This is a genomic window from Pseudomonas sp. GNP014 (assembly GCF_054344005.1).
In genome coordinates this window covers 2,680,262-2,703,867 of record NZ_JBTGUS010000001.1, presented here as the reverse complement: position 1 = coordinate 2,703,867, position 23,606 = coordinate 2,680,262, and the positions used below count along the sequence as shown (strand labels likewise).

The 23,606-nt window shown below is 60.9% G+C and carries 21 protein-coding genes; 6 read left to right on the top strand and 15 right to left on the bottom strand.

Annotated features, from left to right (window positions below; translation table 11 throughout):
* Positions 1 to 121 precede the first annotated feature (121 nt).
* Together ACXX9E_RS12090 and ACXX9E_RS12085 are read left to right on the top strand one after the other, a co-directional pair.
* Positions 122 to 1,381: an OprD family porin gene (locus ACXX9E_RS12090; protein ID WP_123465339.1), complete on the top strand. Its 1,260-nt coding sequence runs from the start codon at positions 122 to 124 to the stop codon at positions 1,379 to 1,381.
* Between the two features lie 270 nt (positions 1,382 to 1,651).
* The gene (locus ACXX9E_RS12085; protein WP_128616249.1) at positions 1,652 to 2,458 is read left to right on the top strand and encodes a methyltransferase domain-containing protein; all 807 of its coding nucleotides are present in this window, start codon (positions 1,652 to 1,654) and stop codon (positions 2,456 to 2,458) included.
* Positions 2,459 to 2,576: 118 nt separating this feature from the next.
* Here the strand turns inward: ACXX9E_RS12085 and pcaC are convergent, their stop codons facing one another.
* The 11 genes from pcaC to pcaR form a co-directional block, all read right to left on the bottom strand.
* Positions 2,577 to 2,969: a 4-carboxymuconolactone decarboxylase gene (pcaC, locus tag ACXX9E_RS12080; protein ID WP_458555464.1), complete on the bottom strand. Its 393-nt coding sequence runs from the start codon at positions 2,967 to 2,969 to the stop codon at positions 2,577 to 2,579.
* A 10-nt stretch (positions 2,970 to 2,979) separates the two neighbouring features.
* The gene (gene pcaD / locus ACXX9E_RS12075; RefSeq protein ID WP_128616248.1) at positions 2,980 to 3,771 is read right to left on the bottom strand and encodes a 3-oxoadipate enol-lactonase; all 792 of its coding nucleotides are present in this window, start codon (positions 3,769 to 3,771) and stop codon (positions 2,980 to 2,982) included.
* An 11-nt stretch (positions 3,772 to 3,782) separates the two neighbouring features.
* On the bottom strand, positions 3,783 to 5,147 hold the full coding sequence (locus tag ACXX9E_RS12070; RefSeq protein WP_128616247.1) for a 3-carboxy-cis,cis-muconate cycloisomerase: 1,365 nt from the start codon (positions 5,145 to 5,147) through the stop codon (positions 3,783 to 3,785).
* A 45-nt stretch (positions 5,148 to 5,192) separates the two neighbouring features.
* Positions 5,193 to 6,488, bottom strand: coding sequence for an MFS family transporter (locus ACXX9E_RS12065; protein WP_457237139.1), 1,296 nt, complete (start codon positions 6,486 to 6,488; stop codon positions 5,193 to 5,195).
* Between the two features lie 261 nt (positions 6,489 to 6,749).
* Positions 6,750 to 7,316: a protocatechuate 3,4-dioxygenase subunit alpha gene (pcaG, locus tag ACXX9E_RS12060; protein WP_222833517.1), complete on the bottom strand. Its 567-nt coding sequence runs from the start codon at positions 7,314 to 7,316 to the stop codon at positions 6,750 to 6,752.
* Between the two features lies 1 nt (position 7,317).
* The gene (gene pcaH / locus ACXX9E_RS12055) at positions 7,318 to 8,022 is read right to left on the bottom strand and encodes a protocatechuate 3,4-dioxygenase subunit beta (protein ID WP_123465327.1); all 705 of its coding nucleotides are present in this window, start codon (positions 8,020 to 8,022) and stop codon (positions 7,318 to 7,320) included.
* Positions 8,023 to 8,059: 37 nt separating this feature from the next.
* Positions 8,060 to 9,265 carry a 3-oxoadipyl-CoA thiolase gene (gene pcaF / locus ACXX9E_RS12050; RefSeq protein WP_185015789.1) on the bottom strand — a complete coding sequence of 402 codons (1,206 nt, stop codon included), beginning with the start codon at positions 9,263 to 9,265 and terminating at the stop codon, positions 8,060 to 8,062.
* Positions 9,262 to 10,041, bottom strand: a complete 780-nt coding sequence (locus tag ACXX9E_RS12045; RefSeq protein ID WP_128616245.1) for a CoA-transferase subunit beta — start codon at positions 10,039 to 10,041, stop codon at positions 9,262 to 9,264. Before ACXX9E_RS12045 ends, pcaF begins: the two co-directional genes overlap by 4 nt.
* Positions 10,041 to 10,898 carry a CoA transferase subunit A gene (locus ACXX9E_RS12040; protein ID WP_123465321.1) on the bottom strand — a complete coding sequence of 286 codons (858 nt, stop codon included), beginning with the start codon at positions 10,896 to 10,898 and terminating at the stop codon, positions 10,041 to 10,043. Before ACXX9E_RS12040 ends, ACXX9E_RS12045 begins: the two co-directional genes overlap by 1 nt.
* Before the next feature lie 274 nt (positions 10,899 to 11,172).
* Positions 11,173 to 12,519: a 4-hydroxybenzoate transporter PcaK gene (gene pcaK / locus ACXX9E_RS12035; protein WP_458555463.1), complete on the bottom strand. Its 1,347-nt coding sequence runs from the start codon at positions 12,517 to 12,519 to the stop codon at positions 11,173 to 11,175.
* A gap of 294 nt (positions 12,520 to 12,813) precedes the next feature.
* A complete protein-coding gene (pcaR, locus tag ACXX9E_RS12030) occupies positions 12,814 to 13,656 on the bottom strand; it encodes a pca regulon transcriptional regulator PcaR (RefSeq protein WP_123465317.1) in 843 nt (280 codons plus the stop codon).
* A 652-nt stretch (positions 13,657 to 14,308) separates the two neighbouring features.
* Here pcaR and ACXX9E_RS12025 point away from each other — a divergent pair.
* On the top strand, positions 14,309 to 14,509 hold the full coding sequence (locus tag ACXX9E_RS12025; protein WP_008080067.1) for a hypothetical protein: 201 nt from the start codon (positions 14,309 to 14,311) through the stop codon (positions 14,507 to 14,509).
* A gap of 373 nt (positions 14,510 to 14,882) precedes the next feature.
* Positions 14,883 to 16,358 (top strand): inorganic phosphate transporter, encoded by a 1,476-nt coding sequence (locus ACXX9E_RS12020; protein ID WP_123465315.1) that lies wholly within the window; start codon positions 14,883 to 14,885, stop codon positions 16,356 to 16,358.
* Positions 16,359 to 17,362: 1,004 nt separating this feature from the next.
* Here the strand turns inward: ACXX9E_RS12020 and ccoM are convergent.
* The 3 genes from ccoM to ACXX9E_RS12005 all read right to left on the bottom strand — a co-directional run bounded on the left by ccoM (position 17,363) and on the right by ACXX9E_RS12005 (position 18,254).
* Positions 17,363 to 17,476 (bottom strand): cytochrome c oxidase subunit CcoM, encoded by a 114-nt coding sequence (gene ccoM / locus ACXX9E_RS12015; RefSeq protein ID WP_003222396.1) that lies wholly within the window; start codon positions 17,474 to 17,476, stop codon positions 17,363 to 17,365.
* 148 nt (positions 17,477 to 17,624) lie between these two features.
* Positions 17,625 to 17,786, bottom strand: a complete 162-nt coding sequence (locus ACXX9E_RS12010) for a hypothetical protein (protein WP_164747860.1) — start codon at positions 17,784 to 17,786, stop codon at positions 17,625 to 17,627.
* 126 nt (positions 17,787 to 17,912) lie between these two features.
* Positions 17,913 to 18,254 carry an aspartate-semialdehyde dehydrogenase gene (locus ACXX9E_RS12005; RefSeq protein ID WP_340133344.1) on the bottom strand — a complete coding sequence of 114 codons (342 nt, stop codon included), beginning with the start codon at positions 18,252 to 18,254 and terminating at the stop codon, positions 17,913 to 17,915.
* Between the two features lie 253 nt (positions 18,255 to 18,507).
* Here ACXX9E_RS12005 and rapA point away from each other — a divergent pair, with 253 nt between their 5' ends.
* On the top strand, positions 18,508 to 21,354 hold the full coding sequence (gene rapA / locus ACXX9E_RS12000) for an RNA polymerase-associated protein RapA (RefSeq protein WP_123465313.1): 2,847 nt from the start codon (positions 18,508 to 18,510) through the stop codon (positions 21,352 to 21,354).
* Positions 21,355 to 21,536: 182 nt separating this feature from the next.
* On the opposite strand, the gene ACXX9E_RS11995 is transcribed toward rapA, so the two are convergent.
* Positions 21,537 to 22,886 carry a spinster family MFS transporter gene (locus ACXX9E_RS11995; protein WP_123465312.1) on the bottom strand — a complete coding sequence of 450 codons (1,350 nt, stop codon included), beginning with the start codon at positions 22,884 to 22,886 and terminating at the stop codon, positions 21,537 to 21,539.
* Between the two features lie 301 nt (positions 22,887 to 23,187).
* Between ACXX9E_RS11995 and ACXX9E_RS11990 the strand changes: the two genes are divergently transcribed.
* On the top strand, positions 23,188 to 23,556 hold the full coding sequence (locus tag ACXX9E_RS11990; RefSeq protein WP_007918504.1) for a YkgJ family cysteine cluster protein: 369 nt from the start codon (positions 23,188 to 23,190) through the stop codon (positions 23,554 to 23,556).
* The last annotated feature ends 50 nt before the right edge of the window (positions 23,557 to 23,606 follow it).

The following is a 23,606-nucleotide window of genomic DNA, read 5'->3' as shown; positions in this document are numbered from 1 at the left end:
CGCCCTGCTCCGTCCGGCTGATCGCTCGCCGCTTCATCCCCAAAAGTGCAACTTCGTAACTGCCCCGAGAACGGCGGCAACGGATTTCGTTCGACCCCAAAAAATAACAAGAGACCCTGCGATGACCCATCCCATTGCGCCGTATGCAATTCCCGGCCTGATCGCCCTGACACTGGCTGGCGCGGCCCTGCCCGTAGCGGCCGAAGAAGCCGGTTTCATCGAAGGGGCAAAGGTCAACCTCAACCTGCGCAACTTCTACATCAACCGCAACTTCACCAACCCGACCAAGGCCCAGGGCAAGGCTGAAGAATGGACGCAGAGCTTCATCCTCGACGCCAAATCCGGCTTCACCCAAGGCACCGTCGGCTTCGGCATGGATGTACTCGGTTTGTACTCGGTGAAGCTCGATGGCGGTAAAGGCACCGGCGGCACGCAACTGCTGCCGCTGGATCACGACGGCCGTCCGGCTGACAACTTCGGTCGCACCAACGTCGCGTTCAAGGCCAAGCTGTCGCAGACCGAAATCAAGGTCGGCGAATGGATGCCGGTGCTGCCGATCCTGCGCTCCGACGACGGCCGTTCGCTGCCGCAAACCTTCCGTGGCGGGCAGATCACCTCGAAGGAAATCGACGGCTTGACCCTCTACGGCGGGCAGTTCCGCGCCAACAGTCCGCGCGACGACAGCAGCATGAGCGACATGTCGATGACCGGCAAAGCGGCGTTCACTTCCGATCGCTTCAACTTCCAGGGTGGTGAATACGTTTTCAACGACAAACGCACGCAGATCGGCCTGTGGAACGCCGAGCTCAAGGACATCTACAGCCAGCAATACGTCAACCTGATTCACAGCCAGCCACTCGGCGACTGGACGCTGGGGGCCAACCTCGGGTTCTTCTATGGCAAGGATGACGGCAGCGCCCGCGCCGGTGACCTCGATAACAAAACCTGGTCCGGAATGTTCTCTGCCCGCTACGGCGGCAACACCTTTTACCTCGGCCTGCAGAAACTCACCGGCGACAGCGCCTGGATGCGCGTCAACGGCACCAGTGGCGGCACCCTGGCCAACGACAGCTACAACGCCAGCTACGACAACGCGCAGGAACGCTCCTGGCAATTGCGCCATGACTACAACTTCGCCGCCATGGGCATTCCCGGCCTGACGCTGATGAACCGCTATATCAGCGGCGACAACGTACACACCGGAACCATCACCGACGGCAAGGAATGGGGTCGCGAATCGGAACTCGGTTACACCGTGCAAAGCGGCACGCTCAAGGACCTGAACGTGCGGTGGCGCAACTCGACCATGCGCCGCGACTTCAGCAACAACGAGTTCGACGAGAATCGCCTGATCGTCAGCTATCCGATCAGCCTGCTCTAACCCCTTGCAGGAGTGAACCTGCGCGCGAAGGCGGCATACCAGCCATCACTGTTGGTGACTGATCTACCGCCATTGCGAGCAGGTTCACTCCTACAGGTCGGTGCCATCCGTCAGGATCTGTGGCACATCGCGAGGCCTCGGATAAAGTAAGAAAAACCTGAAGGACTCAGGCGCCACACTCACCCCGCTTCCGCTACCCATAGTTGTTGGTCCTCAAGATTTGGCCAGATTGTCATCGGAAGACACTGCTGATCATCGGAGGACCACCTCATGATCACCCGTTTCTACACCGTGCCCGACTGGGACGCCAAGGCGTACCAGCAGTTTTCCAGCCACCGGCAACGCCCGGTCAACGAATTGCTCGACCGTGTCGAACTGGACGACCCCAAGTGCATTTACGACCTCGGTTGCGGCACCGGCATTGCCACGCAACTGCTGGCCGAACGCTGGCCGCGTGCGCAGTTGCATGGCGTCGACAGTTCCGCACAGATGCTCGAAGAGGCGCGTTGCCTGCCAATCAGCGCACTGTGGAAACAATGCGACCTGCTCGACTGGCAACCTGAACAACCCGCCGACCTGCTGCTCGCGGCGGCGGTGTTGCACTTCATCGGTGACCACGAACAGTTGCTGCCCCGTTTGCTGGGCCATCTCAGCCCCGGCGGCTGTCTGGCGGCGCATATGCCGGACTGGCGCGATGCGTTGTGGTATCGCCTGATGCTCGACACGCTTGAGGACTCGGGCCCAGGCCACACGCCCTTGGGCACTGCGCAATTGCGCCAGCGCATGGCCGCGCGACCGTTGCTGTCGCTGGAAGATTACTACCGCTTGCTGGCGCCACTGACCACGTCGCTGGATATCTGGGAAACCGAGCAACTGCAGGTGGTGGACGGCAAATCGCCGATTTATGACTGGGTAAAGGTGTCGGCGCTGCGGTCGGTGATGCAGGCGCTGAACTCAGAGGAACAGGCGCGGTTTATCTACCACTTCATGATGCGCGTGCATGCGCATTATCCGCAGGAGAAAAACGGCAATACGCTGTTTCCGTTCAAGCGGATTTTCATTGTGGCCAGGGTTTAATTCATCAAGGCACCTACCGCTATCGCTGGCAAGCCAGCTCCCACAGCGATGTTCAGTGAACACCATTTTTGTGTACACCCGAAAACCTGTGAGAGCCGGCTTGCCAGCGATGGCGCCATTATTCCCGGGATTCGACGCCTAGCTCATCCCAAACCGATTCGGCCAGATGGAACGTCGCATTGGCCGCCGGAATCCCGCAATAAATCGCACTCTGCATGATCACTTCCTTGATCTCGCTACGGCTCACGCCGTTATTGGCCGCCGCCCGCAGGTGCAGTTTCAGTTCGCCCTCGCGGTTCATGCCAATCAGCATGGCGATGGTGATCAGGCTGCGGGTATGCCGCGGCAACCCCGGTCGCGTCCAGATATCGCCCCAGGCGTGGCGGGTGATCATTTCCTGAAACTCCGAGTTGAACTCGGTCAGGGTGGTGAGGCTGCGATCGACATGCGCATCGCCCAGCACCGCACGGCGAACCTGCATGCCCTCGTTGTAACGTTGTTTCTCGTCCACAAACACTTCCTCACTGAGCCTGCAAAAACGCCAGCACGCGATCACTGAAATCCGCACCGGCCTGCACGTTGGACAAATGCGCCGCATAGAACTCGGCGTACTCGGCACCGCGCACATGTGCCTGAATGAAATGCCCGCCGGACGGCGGTGTCACCGCATCTTCGGTGCCGGCAATCACCAGCAGCGGCAGGTTGATCGAGGCCAACTGTTCACGGAAGTCGGCATCGCGCACCGCCGCGCAGTTGGCTGCGTAACCTTCAGGCGAGGTGGCCGCGAGCATGTCGGTGATTTTCTTCGCCGCGGCCGGATCGGCCGCCGAAAAGTCCGGGGTGAACCAGCGCGCAATCGACGCATCACGCAGGGCGACCATCGCTGCCGGGCCATCACGCAGTACAGTTTCGATGCGCGGGTTCCACACCGACGGGTCGCCGATCTTCGCCGCGGTGTTGCACACGATCAATTTGTGCAGACGATGCCCGGCGTTGATCCCCAGCCACTGGCCGATCAAACCACCCATCGACAGCCCGCAGAAATGCGCACGCTCGATGTGCAATGCATCGAGCAGACCCAGCACGTCGCGGCCCAGTTGTTCGATGCTGTAAGGCCCCGCTGTCACCAGCGACTGGCCGTGGCCACGCGTATCGAAACGTAGTACGCGAAAGTGTTCGGTGAACGCCGGCATCTGCGCGTCCCACATGTGCAGGTCGGTGCCCAGTGAGTTGGACAGCACCAGCACCGGCGCCTCAGCCGGGCCCTCCAGTTGATAGTGCAGTTCGCCATCGGCGAGTTGAACGAAAGCCACAGCCCTCTCCTTCAGACAGTCAAAGCGTTGTGTTCGGCCACCGCACGCTCGACCCAGACCTGCGCCTGGCCGAGGTAATGGGCGGGATTCAAAAGATCATCGAGTTCGGCGTGGCTCAACTCGGCAGTCACCTTGGGTTCGTCACCCAATACCGCACGCAAATGCCGTTGTTCGGCCACCGCCCGCTTGCAGCATTGTTCGAGCAAGTGGTGCGCGGTGTCGCGACCGACCCGTTGCGCGAGCACGATGCTCACCGCTTCGGCCAGCACCAACCCTTGGGTCAATTCGAGGTTGCGCGCCATGCGCGCGGCGTCGACTTCCAGGCCAGCGGCCAGCAACTGCGCTTGTTGCAACGCGCCGGACACCAGGCAGCAGATCTCCGGCAAGGTTTCCCATTCGGCATGCCAGAGACCGAGGCTGCGCTCGTGCTCCTGAGGCATGGCGCTGAACAGCGTCGAGACTAGCCCCGGCACCCGGGTCGCCGCGCCGATCAACACCGCCGCGCCCACCGGATTGCGCTTGTGCGGCATGGTTGAAGAACCGCCCTTGCCCGGCGCCGACGGCTCGAACACTTCCGCCGCTTCGGTCTGCATCAACAGACTGATGTCGCGGCCGAACTTGCCAAGGCTGCCGGCGATCAAGCCGAGTACCGCACCGAACTCGACGATGCGATCACGCTGGGTGTGCCACGGTTGCTCGGGCAGCGTCAGGTGCAGTTCTTCGGCCAGGGCTTGTGCGATGGGCAACGCTTGCTCGCCGAGCGCCGCGAGCGTCCCCGACGCACCGCCGAATTGCAGCACCAGCAAGCGCGGCTTGAGTTCACGCAGACGCTGACGGCTGCGAGTCACCGCACCGAGCCAACCGGCGATCTTCATGCCGAGGGTCACCGGTGTCGCGTGTTGCAACCAGGTACGGCCGGCCAGTGGCGTGGTGGCGTAACGCTGTGCCTGGGTCGCGAGCGCATCCGCCAGTTGCGCCAGATCGCTTTCGATCAACTCCAGCGCCTGACGCACTTGCAGCACCAGCCCCGAATCCATCACGTCCTGACTGGTGGCACCCAGGTGCACATAGCGTTCTGCTGCAGCGTCGGTGGCAGCGATCTGCTTGCCCAACGCCTTGACCAGCGGAATCGCCGAATTCCCCGCCGTGGCGATGGCCTCACCCAGCGCCGCGAAGTCATACAGACCGGCGTTACAGGCAGCGCCAATCGGGGCAACGGCGGACGCCGGAATCACCCCGACCCGTGCTTCGGCGCGCGCCAGTGCAGCTTCGAAGTCGAGCATCGCCTGCACGCGGCCCTGATCGCAGAACACCTCACGCATATCGCGGGCAGTGAAGTAGGCATCGAACAATTGATTGCCCGGTCGCTGAGTCATAAAAATCCTTGCCGGCGCGGGCCGTGGCGGCCCGCGCCCATCGGGTTAGAGATCGTGGTGCAGATACGCGGCCTGTTTCGGCAAGCGCAGGCTGAACAGAAACGCCACCGCCATCATCACCGTGACGTACCAGTAGAACGCGTTTTCCATGCCCCCGGCTTTCAGGCTCAGGGCGACGTATTCCGCCGAGCCGCCGAAAATCGCGTTGGCCACGGCATAGGCCAGGCCGACGCCGAGGGCGCGCACTTGCGGCGGGAACATTTCGGCTTTCACCAGGCCGCTGATCGAGGTGTAGAAACTGACGATCGCCAGCGCCACGGTGATCAGCACAAACGCCAGAATCGGGCTGCTGACGCTTTTCAGGCTCAACAGAATCGGCACCGTGAACAGCGTACCGAGCGCGCCGAACCAGAGCATCGAATTACGTCGACCGATCTTGTCAGCAAGCATGCCGAACAGCGGCTGCATGCACATATACAGGAACAGCGCGCCGGTCATGATGTAGCTGGCGGTCTTGGCATGCATGCCGGCGGTATTCACCAGGTACTTCTGCATGTAGGTGGTGAAGGTGTAGAAAATCAGCGAGCCACCAGCGGTGTAACCGAGCACGGTGATGAACGCGGCTTTGTGATCGCGCAACAGTGCGCGGATGCTGCCGGCGTCCTTGTTCTCGCGCATTTCCTTGCTGCTGGTTTCTTTCAGGGAGCGACGCAGGAACAACGAAATCACCGCCGCCACCGCACCGACCACAAACGGAATCCGCCAGCCGTAGGCACGCAGTTCGTCTTCGCTGAGGAACTGCTGCAGGATTACCACCAGCGACACCGCCAGCAATTGCCCGCCGATCAGGGTCACGTACTGGAACGAGGCGAAGAAGCCGCGCTGGCCCTTGAGCGCGACTTCACTCATGTAGGTCGCGGTGGTGCCGTACTCGCCGCCCACCGACAAACCTTGCAGCAGACGGGCAAACAGCAACAGCAGCGGCGCCCAGACGCCGATGCTGGAATAGGTCGGCAAACAGGCGATGAGCAACGAGCCGAAGCACATCATCAGCACCGAGATCATCATCGAAGTCTTGCGGCCCTTCTTGTCCGCCAGCCGACCGAAAATCCAGCCCCCAATCGGGCGCATCAGGAACCCGGCGGCGAACACCCCGGCCGTGTTGACCAGTTGCACCGTGGGATTGTCGGAGGGGAAAAACGCCGGGGCGAAATAGATCGCACAGAAGGCATAGACATAGAAGTCGAACCATTCGACGAGGTTGCCGGACGAGGCACCGACAATCGCGAAGATGCGCTTGCTGCGCTCCTCGCCAGTGTAATCAGCGGTGGTAGTTGTCATTGTTTTTTACTCTGAAGGGACAGGTGAGAGTCTAGACACACTTTGCAACAGTCCCGTTCCACAGATACATCCAACACAGTTCCCTTGCAGGAGTGAACTATGTGGCGAGGGGATTTATCCCCGATGGGCTGCGAAGCAGCCCCAAAACGGATAATCACGAAGCAACAGACCTGGCGCATTTACCGGTTTTGCGAGCGCTGCGCACTCGGTCGGGGATAAATCCCCTCACCACACACTCACTCCCTTGGAAGGGGATTTCGATCAGTAATCGAAGAACACCGTCTCCGCCTCAGTGCCCTGCAAAATCACATTCCACTGATAAACCCCCGCCGCATCCGGCTTGGCCAGCAACGTCGCGCGACGCTCGGCCGGTACACACTCCAGCAGCGGATCATCTACGTTCGCCGGCTCGCCTTCAAAGTAGATCCGTGTCAGCAAATGCTTCACCAGGCCACGGGCAAACACCAGCACCACCAGATGCGGCGCCTGGGTCGAGCCCTTCAGGCCTTCGACCGTGCCCGGTTTGATCGTGGTGAAACGGAAACGCCCCTCGGCGTCCACCGGCACCCGGCCGAACCCTTCGAAATGCGGGTCCAGCGGTTTGTCCTGCTCGTCTTCCGGATGCGCGTACTTGCCGGCGGCGTTGGCCTGCCAGACTTCGAGCATGGCGTCATTGACGACATCGCCATTGCCATCAATCACTTGCCCGGTGATCGCCACGCGCTCGCCGAGGGTTTGTTCAACCGCGAGGTTCTCGCGGTTCAGCCAGGTCAGGCCGATGTGGTAGTACGGCCCGACGGTGTGGGACGTGGTCGCAGTCAGCGTCATCTTATTTCTCCATCGGCGTGGCTTCACGGCCGCGCAACACGATGTCCCAGCGGTAACCGAGGGCGTAGGACGGAATGGTTTTTTCCAGATCGAAAGCGGCGATCAGACGTTCCTTGGCAGAAGTGTCCGGCACGCAGTTGTAGATCGGGTCGTAGGCCAGCAGCGGATCGCCGGGGAAGTACATTTGCGTCACCAGACGGGTGAGGATGCTCGGCCCGAACAGCGAGAAGTGGATGTGCGCCGGGCGCCACGCATTATGGTGGTTGCCCCACGGATAGGCGCCGGGCTTGATGGTCTGGAACTGATACCAGCCGTCGGCATCGGTCACGGTGCGGCCGGTGCCGGTAAAATTCGGGTCCAGCGGCGCGTCGTGCAGATCGCGCTTGTGGTTGTAGCGGCCGGCAGCGTTGGCCTGCCAGATCTCCACCAGAATCCCCGGCACCGGCAGGCCGTTTTCGTCGAGCACGCGGCCGTGAATGATGATGCGCTCGCCCAACGGTTCGCCGTCGTGCTGGGCGGTCAGGTCGTTGTCCTTGTCGGCGACGCGTTCGGCGCCGATGGTCGGACCGGTGATCTCCGACAACGAATGCGGCAGAAACACCAATGGCTTGGACGGCGAGCGCAGGTTGGTGGATTGATACGTCGGGTGCAGGTACTCGGGCTGGGTGCCTTCCTGCGGACGACGGTAGCCAGGCTTGTCAGTCATTTCGCTTTCCTCTGTTCTTATCAGTCGACGCGCTGCGTCAGACGCGTTCGATGGCCAGGGCCAGACCCTGGCCGACACCGACGCACATGGTCGCCAGACCTTTCTGGCCGCCGGTCTTTTCAAGTTGATGCAGCGCGGTCAGCACCAGGCGCGCACCGCTCATGCCCAACGGGTGACCGAGGGCAATCGCACCACCGTTCGGGTTGACCTGCGCCGCATCGTCGGCCAGGCCCAACTCACGCAGCACCGCCAGGCCCTGGCTGGCGAAGGCTTCATTGAGTTCGATCACATCGAAATCGCTGACTGCCACGCCGAGACGTTCGGTTAATTTGCGCACCGCTGGCACCGGGCCGATGCCCATCACCCGTGGCGCGACGCCGGCACTGGCCATGCCGAGCACTTTGGCGCGGGCGGTCAGGCCGTGTTTCTTCACCGCTTCAGCCGACGCGAGAATCAGCGCCGCAGCACCGTCGTTGACGCCGGAGGCGTTGCCGGCGGTGACGGTTTTGTCCGGGCCGTTGACCGGTTTCAATTTGCTCAGCGCTTCAATGGTGGTCTCAGCGCGCGGATGTTCGTCCTGGCTGACCACGGTTTCGCCCTTCTTGTGGGCGATGCGGACTTCGACGATTTCCTCGGCGAAGTAGCCGGCAGCCTGCGCGGCGGCGGTGCGTTGCTGACTGCGCAAAGCAAAAGCGTCCTGATCGGCGCGCGAGACTTTATAGTCATCGGCCACGTTGTCGGCGGTCTGCGGCATCGCGTCGACGCCGTACTGGGCCTTCATCAACGGGTTGATAAAGCGCCAGCCGATGGTGGTGTCTTCCAGTTTCATGTTGCGCGAAAACGCCGCGTCAGCCTTGCCCATCACGAATGGCGCGCGGGACATCGACTCGACGCCACCGGCAATCGCCAGCTCCATCTCGCCACTGGCAATCGCGCGGAACGCGGTGCCGATCGCGTCCATGCCCGATGCACAGAGACGGTTGAGGGTCACGCCCGGCACGGTTTCCGGCAGGCCGGCCAACAGCAGCGCCATGCGCGCGACGTTGCGGTTGTCTTCGCCAGCCTGGTTGGCGCAACCGAGGAACACTTCGTCGATGGCGTTCCAGTCCACCGACGGATTGCGCTCCATCAGCGCCTTGATCGGCACGGCGGCCAGATCGTCGGCGCGCACGCCGGCCAGACCACCGCCGAAACGGCCGATGGGGGTACGAATCGCATCGCAGATATACACGTCACGCATCATGCTTCTCCCGGTGCCTGGCCGTGGGCGGCGGCGGTGCGTGCTTCGAGATCGCGCAGCGCAGTCAGTTCGACGTCGGTCGGCTCGGCGGTAATGGCGACATGGTCGGCAAAACGAATCGCCCATCCGGTGGCCGCGACCACTTGCTCGCGGGTCACACCGGGGTGCAGCGCGGTGACCACGAACTCATGAGTGCCCGCTTCCGGCTCCATGATGCACAGGTCGGTGATGATCCCGACCGGGCCGGCACCCGGCAGGCCCAGACGCTTGCGCGAATCGCCGCCCTCGCCATGACCGACCGAGGTGATGAAGTCGAGCTTGTCGACGAACGAACGCGCCGACTGCTTGAGGATGATCAGCACGCTTTTCGCCGAACCGGCGATTTCCGGCGCGCCACCGGCACCCGGCAGACGCACTTTCGGCGCATGGTAATCACCGACCACGGTGGTGTTGATGTTGCCGAAACGGTCGACCTGCGCCGCGCCCAGGAATCCGACGTCGATGCGCCCGCCCTGCAGCCAGTAGCGAAAAATCTCACCGGTCGGGACCACGGTGTCGGCGGTTTCCGCCAGCTCGCCATCACCGATCGACAGCGGCAACACGCTCGGCTTGGCGCCAATCGGGCCCGACTCGTAGATCAGTACCACGTCCGGCGACGAGGTCAGACGCGCAAGGTTCGCGGCTTTCGACGGCAGGCCGATACCGACGAAGCACACCGAGCCGTTTTTCAGGCGACGAGCTGCGGCGACGGTCATCATTTCATTGGTGGTGTACGTCATTACTTGGCCTCCGAAGCAGCGGCCAACTTGGCCTGGAACTCGCTGAAGTCAGCGCAGCCATGGATGTATTCGTTGATCCACGCGGTAAACGTCGCCCGGTCGCGAGCGATCGGGTCCCACGCCTGATAGAAACGGTTGTCGCGTTCGGTGTAACCGTGGGCGTAGGACGGGTGCGCACCACCGGGTACGTGGCAAACCGCGCTCAAGGCCCAGGTCGGCAGCACGCAGGCGTTCATCGGGGCGTTGAGGTTGTCGACGATTTCCTCGACGGTGACGATGCAGCGCTTGGCCGCCAGTGCGGCTTCTTTCTGCACACCGAGAATGCCCCACAGCAGCACGTTGCCCTGGCGGTCGGCTTTCTGCGCGTGGATCACGGTCACGTCGGGGCGCACCGACGGCACCGCCGCCAGCACTTCACCGGTGAACGGGCAGGTGACCGATTTGATCAGCGGGTTGACCTTCGGCAGGTCGGAACCGGCGTAAGCCCGCAACACGGCGAATGGCAGGCCGGAAGCCCCGGCAACATAGGCATTGGCCAGGTCGGCGTGGCTGTGTTCTTCGATTTCCAAAGCGTGTGGCCATTGCTTCTCGACCGCATCGCGCAGACGGTGCAGCGAACCGACGCCCGGGTTGCCGCCCCAGGAGAAAATCAGCTTGCGGGCACAACCGGCACCGATCAGTTGGTCGTAGATCAGGTCAGGCGTCATCCGCACCAGGGTCAGGTCTTTCTTGCCCTGCCGAATGATTTCATGACCCGCTGCCGTAGGGATCAGGTGAGTGAAGCCTTCGAGCGCGACGGTATCGCCGTCGTTGACGAATTGCTTCACCGCGTCATGCAGCGAAAGGATCTCAGCCATGGAGCGGGCTCCCGTTTTTGTAATGAATCGCCAGTGATAAAAAGGCGCGAGGTTCAGCGCCGGAGTCACTGCAGATTAAGCCGCTGAAAATCGCCAAACAATCCGATAATCGACTGAGTGTTCGTTTATCGAACGGATTGTTATCTCCCTAACAATCAAAACCGAAGGCATCGCGAGCAGGCTCACTCCTACCGGGGAAATGCATTCTCAAATGTCGGAGTGAGCCTGCTCGCGATGCGGCCATCACATTCACCGACGATGCTGAAAGTGAAACTCAGGTCGCATCCGCATGACTCACCATGCCTTTGATCACCACCGCCGCCGTCGCCAACGCCGCCGGAATCACCAGCGCCGTCAACACCTGTTCGAAGTTCCAGCCCAGGCCCAACAGCGTCGCGCCCATCCACGCTCCGAGAATCGCGCCGAAGCGACCAATCCCCAGCATCCAGGAAACACCGGTCGCCCGGCCCTGAGTCGGATAAAACCGCGCCGCCAGCGACGGCATCGCCGATTGCGCACCGTTCACGCACATCCCCGCCACCAGCACCAAGGTCGCAAGCAAGGTAATGTTGCCCAGGCTCTGCCCCACCGCATAGGCAAACACCCCGGCCAACAGATAGAACGCGCCGATGACCTTGTGCGGATTGAAGCGGTCCATCGCCCAGCCCACCGCGACCGCACTCAGCACACCGCCGAACTGGAACAGCGCACCGATGAACGCGGCCTGCTCCATGCTCGCGCCGCTGTCACGCATCAGCGTCGGCAACCAGCTGGTCAGCAGGTACACGATCACCAGTCCCATGAAATAGGTCAGCCACAACAACAAAGTGCCGGTGCTGTAGGTGCCGGAGAAGATCACCGCGAACACATTGCGCGCCTTGACGGTTTTCTGTTCCGGCACACTGAAACTCGACGCTTGGGCAACGGTGACCGGGTCGATCGGTGCCAAGGTCTTGCGCACCTTGTCGGTGCCGCGGTTACGCACCACCAGGTACCGCGCCGATTCCGGCAGCCAGACCAGCAATACCACCGCGAGGATCAACGGCAGAATCCCGCCAATCAGCAGCAGGCTGTGCCAGCCGAACGCCGGAATCAATTTGGCGGAAATGAAACCGCCGCCGGCCATGCCGAGGTTGAAGCCGCAGAACATGCTGGTCACCAGCAGCGACTTCTTGCGCTCCGGGGTGTACTCCGACAGCAGCGTGGTGGCGTTGGGCATGCCGGCGCCCAGACCGAGGCCGGTGAGAAAGCGCAGCACCAGCAGTTGTTCGACATTGGTGCTGTACGCTGACGCCAGGCTGAAGGCACCAAACAACACCACTGCGCCGACCAGCACGACTTTGCGCCCGAAGCGGTCAGCCAGGGGGCCGGAACCCAGTGCACCGAAAACCATGCCGATCAACGCGGCGCTCATCACCGGGCCGAGGCTGGCGCGGTCGATGCCCCAGTCCTGAGACAGCGCCGGGGCAATGAAGCCCATCGCGGCGGTATCAAGGCCATCGAGGAACACAATCAGGAAACACAGGATCACCACCCGCCACTGATAGCGCGAGATCGGTTGGGCATTGATGAAGGTCTGCACGTCGAGGCAGTTACCCACAGCGGACTGAGGCTGGTTCATTATTTTTATTCCACGCAAAAAACGCAGTCGAACGGCGGCCGGCCAGAGAGCGGCACGGTCACAAGAATAGAAGGTGTGGATCAGGCGTTGCGTTGAAACCGGCAACACGGGGAGCGGCGGCGACAGTCGGGGAACGTGCGCATGGGGAGTTGCCTCTTGTCATTATTATGGGAGTCGGCAGTCCGGCGAGCTCATTCACATCAGCGCCGGATGACGCTGCCGCGACATTAATGATCCGAGGGTTTTAGCGTCAATTCGATAAACGCAACACTGTGCGTTTATCGAACAGCTTCCTCAGGCAAACAGTTGCGCACTGAGGTCGCGGCTGGCGCTGAGCAGGCCCGGCAGGAAGCGTTGTTCCAGCTCGGTACGGCTGACACGGCCAGCGTGGGTGCTGACGTTGAGCGCAGCGACCACTTGCCCCGAAGCATCGTAGACCGGCACGGCAATCGAGCGCAGGCCTTGTTCCAGCTCCTGATCGACAATGCACCAGCCCTGCTGCCGCACTTCTTGCAGACACTCGAGTAAGGCTTCCGGGGTGTGAAGCGTGCGGCTGGTCTTGGCCACGAGTTCGGCATGATCGAGGTATTCACCGAGGGATGTGTCGTCCAGCGCCGCCAGCAGAATCCGCCCCATCGACGTGCAATACGCCGGCAGGCGCCCGCCCACCGACAGGTCCACCGAAATCAGCCGTTGCGTGGTCGCCGAGCGGGCGATGTAGAGAATGTCGTCCCCTTCGAGCGTGGCCATGTTGCAGGCTTCGTGCAATTGCTCGCTCATGCGGTCGAGGTACGGCTGGGCCGAAACCGCCAACGGGGTCGAAGACAGATAGGCGTGACCGAGGGTCAGCACTTTGGGCAGCAGCGAATAGGTACGGCCGTCGGTGGTGGCGTAGCCGAGCTTGATCAGGGTGTGCAGGCAACGACGCACGGCAGCGCGGGGAATTTCCGTGCGGTGGCTGATCTGGGCGATGGTCAGGTGCCGCTTGCGCTCCTGAAATGCCTGCACCACCGCCAGGCCCCGGGCCAGCGAGGTCATGAAGTCCGGATCGCCGGTCAGGGCCTGAATGCGCTTGGCCGGCGAGGCAACGATCGGCGGCGCCACGGAGGTAAAGGAGTTGCGCATTTGATCGTTCATGTCGGGTCCTTGTTTTTGTGCTCGGCTCAGCGGCTATACAAACGACTTGGCAACCGATGCACAAGCGTCGAACCGCCAACATTGGGCGATTATCGAACCGTCGACCGATAATCGCAATCGACCTGCGCTGCCTCGCTCGGTGCTTTTTTGCTCAGGCCTCAACTTCACCAGCGCACTGAACAGCGCTTTAGTTGTTCGACTAAATGACGCCAAAAACAGATCGCCAGGCCAATAACTGTATTTTCCAGACGTTAACTAGCAATAAAGTTGCGAGCAACAAAACGATCACACATCCAGAACCGTTTTTAACTTGGCAAAGATAGTCATTCCCGAATCGACCGCTATAATGCACCTCAGTGGCACCGCGTTTTTAATCACCGGGGTCGCCACTGGCTGATGCGATGTCCATCGCCGACGCCCCGGCCTGCGCCTGACACCAATGCCTCATGCAACGCCAGCGCTCGCTGAAACAGGAAACTGATGCTGCGTCAGTTTTAATCTGGTGCCGTAGCCGCCTGTAACATGGAAGTCCTTGACCCGCCCTGCTCTTATATCAATGTCCGTTCAGGCGTTGAGCACTCGACGGGACCGATCAAGCGATTCGTTGCAGTGTGTTCACCAGACATTCAACTCAACTCAAACAGGTAGCACTGTGACGAAAGACGAACTGCGCGCGGAACTTGAGCGCCAGGAACAACGTTACAAGGAAGTTTACGGCGGGGAAGTCACCACCTACGCCGCTCAACCCGAGCCGGAACGCAAGGCATGGCGCAAACGCCCTACCGTTCAGGATCAGGTCTTCAAGCAGGAAATCGAAAAGATCGAAAAGGAACTCAAAGCCGAAGAGCCATGAGCCACGGGTTTTGACGATTTCGAAGGTCAACGTGCGCACCGGTTACCAGCGCGGTGTATCGACGATGCCTTGCGCGCCCGCTACCCGCGGGCAGCGGCTCTCTTTCAGTCAGACCGACTGAAGGAAGCTTCCTACACGTTTCAGAGATATTTCAGACAAGCGTTTGATGCTTTGTCACGCCTGGAAAAACCCCTTCCAGGCAAAGCTTTTAGCAACAAAATCAATGACTTGAAAAACCCTGCGCCACGCTTGGTTTTAACCTGCTGCAACAAATTAAATCGAAGAACATTGTTACCAATGAGCAGGTAGGGGATCGATTCCCAGTCTTTTCTGGCATAATCGCGCCCCCTTACGACCGGGTCAGAAAACCTTCATGATCGATTTATTCAGCGGACTGGATGCTTGGGTGCTTGTGAGCCTCTTGCTCGCCCTGACGTTTGTCCTCGCCTTCGAGTTCATCAATGGATTTCATGACACCGCTAACGCGGTAGCCACTGTTATCTACACCAAAGCCATGCCGCCTCATCTGGCGGTGTTCTTCTCCGGTGTGTTCAATTTCCTCGGCGTGCTGCTGGGCGGCGTTGGCGTGGCGTATGCCATTGTCCACCTGCTGCCGGTAGAGCTGCTGATCAATGTGAACACCGGCCATGGCCTGGCAATGGTGTTCTCGTTGCTCGCCGCGGCAATCGCCTGGAACCTGGGCACCTGGTACTTCGGTATCCCGGCCTCCAGCTCGCACACCCTGATCGGTTCGATCCTCGGTGTCGGCCTGGCCAACGCCCTGATCAACGACATTCCGCTGGCTGACGGCGTGAACTGGCAGAAAGCGATCGACATCGGTGCCTCGCTGGTGTTCTCGCCGATGGCCGGTTTCCTTGTCGCGGCGCTGGTGCTGATTGGCCTCAAATGGTGGCGCCCACTGTCGAAGATGCACAAGACGCCGGAACAGCGCCGCAAGATCGACGACAAGAAACACCCGCCATTCTGGAATCGTCTGGTGCTGGTGATGTCGGCAATGGCCATGAGTTTCGTGCACGGCTCCAACGACGGTCAGAAAGGCATCGGCCTGATCATGCTGGTGCTGATCGGTATCGTGCCGGCGCAGTTCGTGCTCGACCTGAACAGCACCACTTACCAGATCGAACGCACCCGCGACGCGACCCTGCACCTGAGCCAGTTCTACCAGCGCAACTCCGCCACCCTCGGTGAGTTCCTGGCCCTGGGCAAAAGCGTGGAAGGCGACCTGCCGGAGAAATTCCGCTGCAACCCGCAGCAGACCGAACCGACCATTTCCGCCCTGCTGCACACCCTCAAAGGTGTAGCGGACTACCACTCGCTGCCGGCCGAAAGCCGCATCGAAGTGCGTCGCTACCTGCTGTGCCTGGACGACACCGCGAAGAAAGTCGCCAAGCTGCCAGGCCTTGAAGCCCGCGAAAAGGCTGACCTCGACAAGTTGCGCAAAGACCTGACCACCACCACCGAATACGCCCCGTTCTGGGTAATTCTGGCGGTCGCGCTGGCCCTGGGTCTGGGCACCATGATCGGCTGGAAACGCGTGGTACTGACCATCGGCGAGAAAATCGGCAAGCAAGGCATGACCTATGCCCAGGGCATGTCGGCGCAGATCACCGCCGCGAGCATGATCGGCCTGGCCAACATCTTCAGCCTGCCGGTATCCACCACTCACGTTCTGTCCTCGGGCGTGGCGGGCACCATGGTCGCCAACAAAAGCGGCCTGCAAGGTGGCACGGTTCGTACCATCCTGCTGGCTTGGGTCCTGACCCTGCCGGCGACGGTGGCGCTGTCGGCTGGTTTGTTCTGGCTGGCGTCGAAGGCGTTGGGTAGTTGATAGGCTGCTTCAAGCTTTGATGAAAAGACGCGATTCTTGAGGATCGCGTCTTTTTTTTGGGTCTGGTTTTGTGAGCATATCCGTTGCTGTGGGTGTTGCTGCTGGCGGTTTCGCGCTTACAGCGAGTCACTTTTTCCAAACGCCGGAATGCCGGCCCAGCGAAAAATAACCCAAAAGGCTTTGCCCCGGCGTACGGCACTTCGCTGAGGCTCAGTGTTCCCTCGCTACGGTGTCCATCAGAGGGCATCGCCTACGGCTTGCTTCGCTGCACCTCCTCTCGATGTATGCGGCTGCGCCGCATGGCGCTGCGCGCCTCCCCCCTGATGAACACCTCCGCTCGGCCTGCCGATGGGGCAAAAGATCAAAAGCCAGATCAAAAGCCCCTCACCCTAGCCCTCTCCCGGAGGGAGAGGGGACTGACCGAGGTGTTTGATAGAGTTACGCCGACGTGAAAGTCCGAGTTGAACGCAAATTTTCACAGGCCCACCATCGGCTCCCTCTCCCTCGGGAGAGGGCTGGGCGGGCGGCGTTCCGATGAGGGGCAAGAGCACCACAAACCCAAAGCCGAACACCCGCTTTTCACCACTCAATAGGCCGAGTGTCAGCTCGCCTGCTTTTGATCTTGATCTGTAAGGCGACGTCGGAAGGCTGAGTGGAGGGATTGATCCGGGCGTGGGAGCGCAGCGACCGTACGACGCAGTCGTACACAGCGGAAGGAGGTGCAGCGAAGCAAACCGGAGCCGCTGCGCCCGGATTGATCCCGTAGCGAAGGAACCCGAGCCTGCGAGGGCCGAACGTAGGAGCAAGCCTTTTCGGTTACCTTTTTGGCGTTTGAAAAAGGTGACCCGCCGTAAGGGCGGAACCGTAATCAGCAACACCCGCAAAAACGGATATTCACCCAGAACCCCAAGAGCCTGGTCGGCCCAAAGGCCGCCACGGCACAAAAAAAAAGGGCAACCGAAGTTGCCCAAAATGCCTTGCGTGCTCATCAAACCCAGAAAGACCTACTTCTTGCGCTTATTCGCATCCTTCCAGATAAAAAATCCAAACCCTGCAAAAAACAGAACCATGAGCCCAACGGTCAGAACCCCGGCAAACACCACGTTATCGAAAAACATGACTGTGGCCTCCCGGCCCCTGCTTTGCTGCGATGGAGCTAAGTTAACCAATCACGCAGGCGCAGAAATTGACCAGGATCAAGTCCGGTCAACACAGAGGGCAAAGGCGGGAAAATAACTGACCTGCATCAAAGGATGCGGAGGGAGATCAACGCTTTTTCGGTTTCTTTTTCGGCTTTTTCTGGGTTTTTCCCAACGGCATGGCCTGCTCGAAGGCCTTGCGCACTTCATTCAGGCGCTTCTCGTTGAGGTCATGCACGCGCTTGGCGCGCTCGGTGCTGAGGTCAATCAGTTTATCGTCTTGGCTCATGGCGTTCGGCGCATCGCTTGAAGAAATCACAACTGCCGCATCGCCGGCAGGACTGCGCCAATCATGCCGCCTGACGCCAGCGCTGACCAGCCACCGCTCTAAGACATTTCATGTAAATGGACGGATTCAGATCTCGATATCGACCCACAAACCCTGACGCGGCTGGTCTTCCATCAGCGGCACCACCGGTACGGTGTTGTCGGCATTGAGTTCGGTGCCTGGCACCGCAAGGTGTGCTTCCGGATCTTCGTCGGCCTCGCGACGACGACGATCACGCTCCTGCTGACGGCGCTGTTCTTCGCGCAACAGCAAGCCATCCTCTTCCGGATCGCGTTTTTGCAGATCAATCGTGCTTTCGTTGGAGCTTTCCTGCACCGGTACCACTGGCGGAATGTCCGGTCGCTGGCGGATCGGATCCTGCTGGGAAGTGATCGGCACGGCGCTCAGGGGGAGCATCGGTGGCAACATATAAAGGGTCTCCTGTCAGCAGGCTATCGGCTGTGGCAAAGGCGCCTTGAGCCACTCGTCGTAAATCTGTGACGCGCTTGGCACCTGCAGGAGCTGCCGAAGGCTGCGATCTTTTAATCGGACACCACAAAACTCAAGTGTTCCCAACGATTAAAAATTCGCCGCCCGCCACAGCGCCTACCCAGTAATCTTTGGCCCTTAAGCCCGCATTCCGTTAAGATAGCCCGCTTTTTCAAGGTGGGAGTCAGGCAGCATGGCGCAGCAGTATCAACCGGGGCAACGCTGGATCAGTGACAGCGAAGCAGAGCTTGGTTTAGGCACCGTTCTGGCACAGGACGGCCGCTTGTTGACCGTGCTTTACCCGGCCACTGGCGAAACCCGCCAGTACGCGCTACGGAATGCGCCCCTGACCCGCGTGCGGTTCTCGCCGGGTGACAGCATCACCCACTTCGAAGGCTGGAAGATGACCGTACAGCAAGTCGACGACGTCGACGGGCTGATGGTCTATCACGGTCTCAACGGGCAAAACGAAGCAGTTACCCTGCCGGAAACCCAGCTGTCGAACTTCATTCAGTTCCGTCTGGCCAGCGACCGTCTGTTCGCCGGGCAGATCGACCCGTTGGCGTGGTTCTCCCTGCGTTACAACACCCTCGAACACACCAGCCGCCAGTTGCAATCCTCGCTCTGGGGCCTGGGTGGCGTTCGTGCTCAGCCAATCGCGCACCAGTTGCACATTGCCCGTGAAGTCGCCGACCGTATCGCCCCGCGCGTTCTGCTGGCGGACGAAGTGGGCCTGGGTAAAACCATCGAAGCCGGTCTGGTGATCCATCGCCAACTGCTCTCGGGCCGCGCCAACCGTGTACTGATCCTGGTGCCGGAAAACCTCCAGCACCAATGGCTGGTGGAAATGCGCCGCCGCTTCAATCTGCAGGTCGCGCTGTTCGACGAAGAGCGCTTCATCGAAAGCGATGCCTCCAACCCGTTCGAAGACACGCAACTGGCGCTGGTGGCGCTGGAGTGGCTGGTCGAAGACGAGAAAGCCCAGGACGCGCTGTTCGCCGCTGGCTGGGACCTGCTGGTGGTCGACGAAGCCCACCACCTGGTCTGGCACGAAGACAAGGCCAGCCCGGAATACACCCTGGTCGAGCAACTGGCAGAAACCATTCCGGGCGTGCTGCTGCTGACCGCTACCCCGGAACAGCTCGGTCAGGACAGCCACTTCGCTCGCCTGCGTCTGCTCGACCCGAACCGTTTCCATGACCTGGCCGCGTTCCGCGCCGAGAGCGACAACTATCGCCCGGTGGCCGAAGCCGTCCAGGAACTGCTCGACAAGGGCCGCCTGTCGCCAGAAGCGCACAAGACCATTCATGGCTTCCTCGGCAACGAGGGTGAAGCCCTGCTGACCGCCGTCAACGATGGCGACACCGAAGCCAGCGCCCGCCTCGTGCGCGAATTGCTCGACCGCCACGGCACCGGCCGCGTGCTGTTCCGTAACACCCGCGCCGCCGTGCAAGGGTTCCCTGAGCGCAAACTGCACCCGTACCCGCTGCCATGCCCGGATGAATACCTCGAACTGCCGCTGGGCGATCACGCCGAGCTGTACCCGGAAGTCAGCTTCCAGGCCCAGCCGGACGCCAGCGAAGAAGAACGCTGGTGGAAATTCGACCCGCGCGTCGAATGGCTGATCGATCAGCTGAAAATGCTCAAGCGCACCAAAGTGCTGGTGATCTGCGCCCACGCCGAAACCGCGATGGACCTGGAAGACGCCCTGCGCGTGCGCTCCGGCATCCCGGCCACGGTGTTCCATGAAGGCATGAACATCCTCGAGCGTGACCGCGCCGCCGCCTACTTCGCCGACGAAGAGTTTGGCGCGCAAGTGCTGATCTGTTCGGAAATCGGCAGTGAAGGCCGCAACTTCCAGTTCGCGCACCACCTGGTGCTGTTCGATCTGCCGTCGCACCCGGACCTGCTTGAGCAGCGGATCGGTCGTCTCGACCGGATCGGCCAGAAGCACATCATCGAACTGCACGTGCCGTACCTGGAAACCAGCCCGCAAGAGCGCCTGTTCCAGTGGTACAACGAGGCGCTGAACGCGTTCCTCAACACCTGCCCGACCGGCAACGCCTTGCAGCATCAGTTCGGCCCGCGCCTGCTGCCGCTGCTCGAAGAAGCCGACGACGGCGAGTGGCAAGCGCTGATCGACGAAGCACGCAGCGAGCGCGAGCGTCTGGAAGAAGAGCTGCACACCGGTCGCGACCGCCTGCTGGAGCTGAATTCCGGTGGCGCTGGCGAAGGTGATGCGCTGGTCGAAGCGATCCTCGAGCAAGACGATCAGTTCGCCCTGCCGATCTACATGGAAACCCTGTTCGACGCCTTTGGCATCGACAGCGAAGACCATTCGGAAAACGCCCTGATCCTCAAGCCGAGCGAAAAGATGCTCGACGCCAGTTTCCCGCTGGGTGACGACGAAGGCGTGACCATCACCTACGACCGCAACCAGGCGCTGTCGCGTGAAGACATGCAGTTCATCACCTGGGAACACCCGATGGTGCAGGGCGGCATGGACCTGGTGTTGTCCGGCTCGATGGGCAACACCGCCGTCGCGCTGATCAAGAACAAGGCGCTGAAACCGGGCACTGTATTGCTGGAACTGCTCTACGTCAGCGAAGTGGTTGCCCCGCGTTCGCTGCAACTGGGCCGCTATCTGCCACCAGCGGCCCTGCGCTGCCTGCTCGACGCCAACGGCAACGACTTGTCGCCACGGGTCTCGTTCGAAACCCTGAACGATCAGCTGGAAAGCGTGCCACGCGCCAGCGCCAACAAGTTCATCCAGGCCCAGCGCGATCAGTTGACGCCACGGATCAACGCCGGTGAAGACAAGATCGCCCCGCGTCACGCCGAGCGTGTGGCCGAGGCCCGCCGCCGCCTGGCGGCCGACACCGATGAAGAACTGGCGCGCCTGACCGCGTTGCAAGCGGTCAACCCGTCCGTGCGCGACAGCGAACTGGATGCGTTGCGCAAGCAACGTGAACAGGGTCTGGCGATGCTCGATAAAGCGGCGTTGCGCCTGGAAGCGATCCGGGTGTTGGTGGCGGGTTAATCCCTCCTCCTTGCTGAAAACAAGAAGGCCCGCAGCGATGCGGGCCTTTTTGTTTGCCTGTTATTTATCCGGTGATGCTGATGACGTCATCGCTGGCAAGCCAGCTCCCACAGTGATCGGGTCGTTCACATAATCTGTAAACACCACAATACCTGTGGGAGCTGGCTTGCCAGCGATAGCAGTCAGGCAGTCGCTGCTGCAACCTCTGGCTCAACCACCGCCACCAACCCCTCCTTCATCCGCTTCGCATCCCGTACAAAACACCGCGCCGCCAGAAACAGAAACACCATGGTCAAGAACAGCGCCACCGGAATCAGGTACATCGCATCATGCAGGCCGACTGCCTTGAACGCTTCGGTCATCTGCTCCGCCCCCGCCGACAACATCGCGGTATGCGCAAAATGATCCGACAACCCGCCGACCACCACCGGCCCCAGACCACCGCCGAGCAGATACAACCCGGCAAAGAACAACGCCATCGCCGTCGCCCGCAAACGTGGCTCGACCACATCCTGAATCGCCGTGTAAACGCAGGTGTAGAAGTTGTAGGCAAACAGCCAACCGACACTGAACACCGCGACAAACACACCAATCTCGATCCGCCCGGCATGCAGCGCCCACGCCGTGCACAGGGTCGAGATGATCAGGCTGAACGCCGCAAACAGCAGCCGCCCGTTGGCCACGCGCTGGTGAATCTTGTCAGCAATCCAGCCGCCCAGCGTCAACCCCACTAACCCGGTGACGCCAACGATCATCCCGGTAGCCACCGCCGCTTCCTGCAACGGCATGAGGAAATAGCGCTGCAGCATCGGCACCAGAAACGAGTTGCAGGCGTACGTCGCGAAGTTGAAGCACAACCCGGCCATGACCAGCCAGAGAAAAGTCGGCACCGCCAGAATCCGGCGGATCGGCTTGTCGACTTTCTCCTGCGAGACTTGCACGGTTTCCGCCGCACCGCGCTTCGGCTCTTTAATGAAGAACATGAAAATCGCCAGGATCAGCCCCGGTACGGCGGCAATAAAGAACGGCGCGCGCCAACTGTCGAACGCCTTGACCATCGCGCCGATGGTGAAGAACGCCAAGAGCAATCCGAGCGGCAGACCGAGCATGAAAATGCCCATCGCCCGCGCCCGACGATGGGCCGGAAACAGGTCGCCGATCAGCGAGTTGGCCGCCGGCGCATAACTGGCCTCGCCAATGCCGATGCCCATGCGCACGATCAGAAAACTCCAGAAACTGCCGACCAGACCGTTGACCGCGGTCAGCGCGCTCCAGGTCGCCAGGCCCCAGCCCATCAGTTTGCTGCGCGAACCGGTGTCCGCCATGCGCCCCAGCGGCAGCCCGGCAATCGCGTAAACAATGGTGAATGCGGTACCGACAATGCCCAGTTGAAAGTCACTGAGGTGCCATTCCATGCGGATCGGTTCGATGATGATCGCCGGAATGGTGCGGTCGAAGAAATTGAACAGGTTGGCCAGGAACAGCAGGAACAGAATGCGCCAGGCATTCGCCGCTTGGGTCGAGTTCTGCATGGGTCCGTCTCTTTATTGTTATAGGGCTTCACTGCCACCGCATCCGAGCCCGGAACCTGCAATCTAGTCAGCGCGGACTGGCCTGTCTGTGATCATTCGTCTGCCTGATATCGGGCCATGGCACTGTAACGAAACGTAAGCCCTTGATAAGCCTGCAATCCCCCGAAAACCGGGGCTTTTGCGGCAAAATCCTGGCACAAAAAAATACTTTCGCGCCCCCCTTCCCAAGTTTGTGGCAAAGCCTAGAATGGCCGCCGGATCCGTCCGGATCTCCCGATCAATCCCTTTGATACCCTCGCCCATGTCTGAAGTCAGTCCGTGTCTGAATTGCGGTGCCTGCTGTTCCCATTTTCGCGTGTCGTTCTTTTGGGGTGAGTGCTCATCTTCAGGTGGCACGGTGCCTGATGAGCTGGTCACACAGATCAGCCCCAGTCGGGTGGCGATGAACGGCACCGACTGCAAATCGCCGCGCTGCACGGCGTTGGTCGGTGAAGTCGGCAGCGAGGTGAAGTGCTCGATTTATGAACTGCGCTCCAGCCCCTGCCGCGAATTTGAGTCGTCATGGGAAAATGGCGAGCAGAATGTCGATTGCGATAAGGCCCGCGCGCGTTTCGGCTTGCCGCCCCTGCAACCCGACTGGGCGCAAATCCCTTTCGAACAGATCGCTTAAGCTTTTAGCGCTAATCGCTATGACGCTAATGCCAAAATCATTAGCGCCAA

Bases quoted from the DNA above. Each gene is read 5' to 3' on its own strand.
- pcaH (WP_123465327.1), bottom strand. From the start codon at position 8,022: ATGACTGACAAGCCTGGCTACCGTCGTCCGCAGGAAGGCACCCAGCCC.
- ACXX9E_RS12005 (WP_340133344.1), bottom strand. From the start codon at position 18,254: ATGTTGCCACCGATGCTCCCCCTGAGCGCCGTGCCGATCACTTCCCAG.
- pcaF (WP_185015789.1), bottom strand. From the start codon at position 9,265: ATGATGCGTGACGTGTATATCTGCGATGCGATTCGTACCCCCATCGGC.
- ACXX9E_RS12065 (WP_457237139.1), bottom strand. From the start codon at position 6,488: ATGACAACTACCACCGCTGATTACACTGGCGAGGAGCGCAGCAAGCGC.
- pcaG (WP_222833517.1), bottom strand. From the start codon at position 7,316: ATGACGCTGACTGCGACCACGTCCCACACCGTCGGGCCGTACTACCAC.
- ccoM (WP_003222396.1), bottom strand. From the start codon at position 17,476: ATGTTTTTCGATAACGTGGTGTTTGCCGGGGTTCTGACCGTTGGGCTC.
- ACXX9E_RS12010 (WP_164747860.1), bottom strand. From the start codon at position 17,786: ATGAGCCAAGACGATAAACTGATTGACCTCAGCACCGAGCGCGCCAAG.
- ACXX9E_RS12045 (WP_128616245.1), bottom strand. From the start codon at position 10,041: ATGACGTACACCACCAATGAAATGATGACCGTCGCCGCAGCTCGTCGC.
- ACXX9E_RS12070 (WP_128616247.1), bottom strand. From the start codon at position 5,147: ATGACTCAGCGACCGGGCAATCAATTGTTCGATGCCTACTTCACTGCC.
- rapA (WP_123465313.1), top strand. From the start codon at position 18,508: ATGGCGCAGCAGTATCAACCGGGGCAACGCTGGATCAGTGACAGCGAA.
- ACXX9E_RS11995 (WP_123465312.1), bottom strand. From the start codon at position 22,886: ATGCAGAACTCGACCCAAGCGGCGAATGCCTGGCGCATTCTGTTCCTG.
- ACXX9E_RS11990 (WP_007918504.1), top strand. From the start codon at position 23,188: ATGTCTGAAGTCAGTCCGTGTCTGAATTGCGGTGCCTGCTGTTCCCAT.
- pcaK (WP_458555463.1), bottom strand. From the start codon at position 12,519: ATGAACCAGCCTCAGTCCGCTGTGGGTAACTGCCTCGACGTGCAGACC.
- pcaR (WP_123465317.1), bottom strand. From the start codon at position 13,656: ATGAACGATCAAATGCGCAACTCCTTTACCTCCGTGGCGCCGCCGATC.
- ACXX9E_RS12040 (WP_123465321.1), bottom strand. From the start codon at position 10,898: ATGGCTGAGATCCTTTCGCTGCATGACGCGGTGAAGCAATTCGTCAAC.
- ACXX9E_RS12085 (WP_128616249.1), top strand. From the start codon at position 1,652: ATGATCACCCGTTTCTACACCGTGCCCGACTGGGACGCCAAGGCGTAC.
- ACXX9E_RS12020 (WP_123465315.1), top strand. From the start codon at position 14,883: ATGATCGATTTATTCAGCGGACTGGATGCTTGGGTGCTTGTGAGCCTC.
- ACXX9E_RS12090 (WP_123465339.1), top strand. From the start codon at position 122: ATGACCCATCCCATTGCGCCGTATGCAATTCCCGGCCTGATCGCCCTG.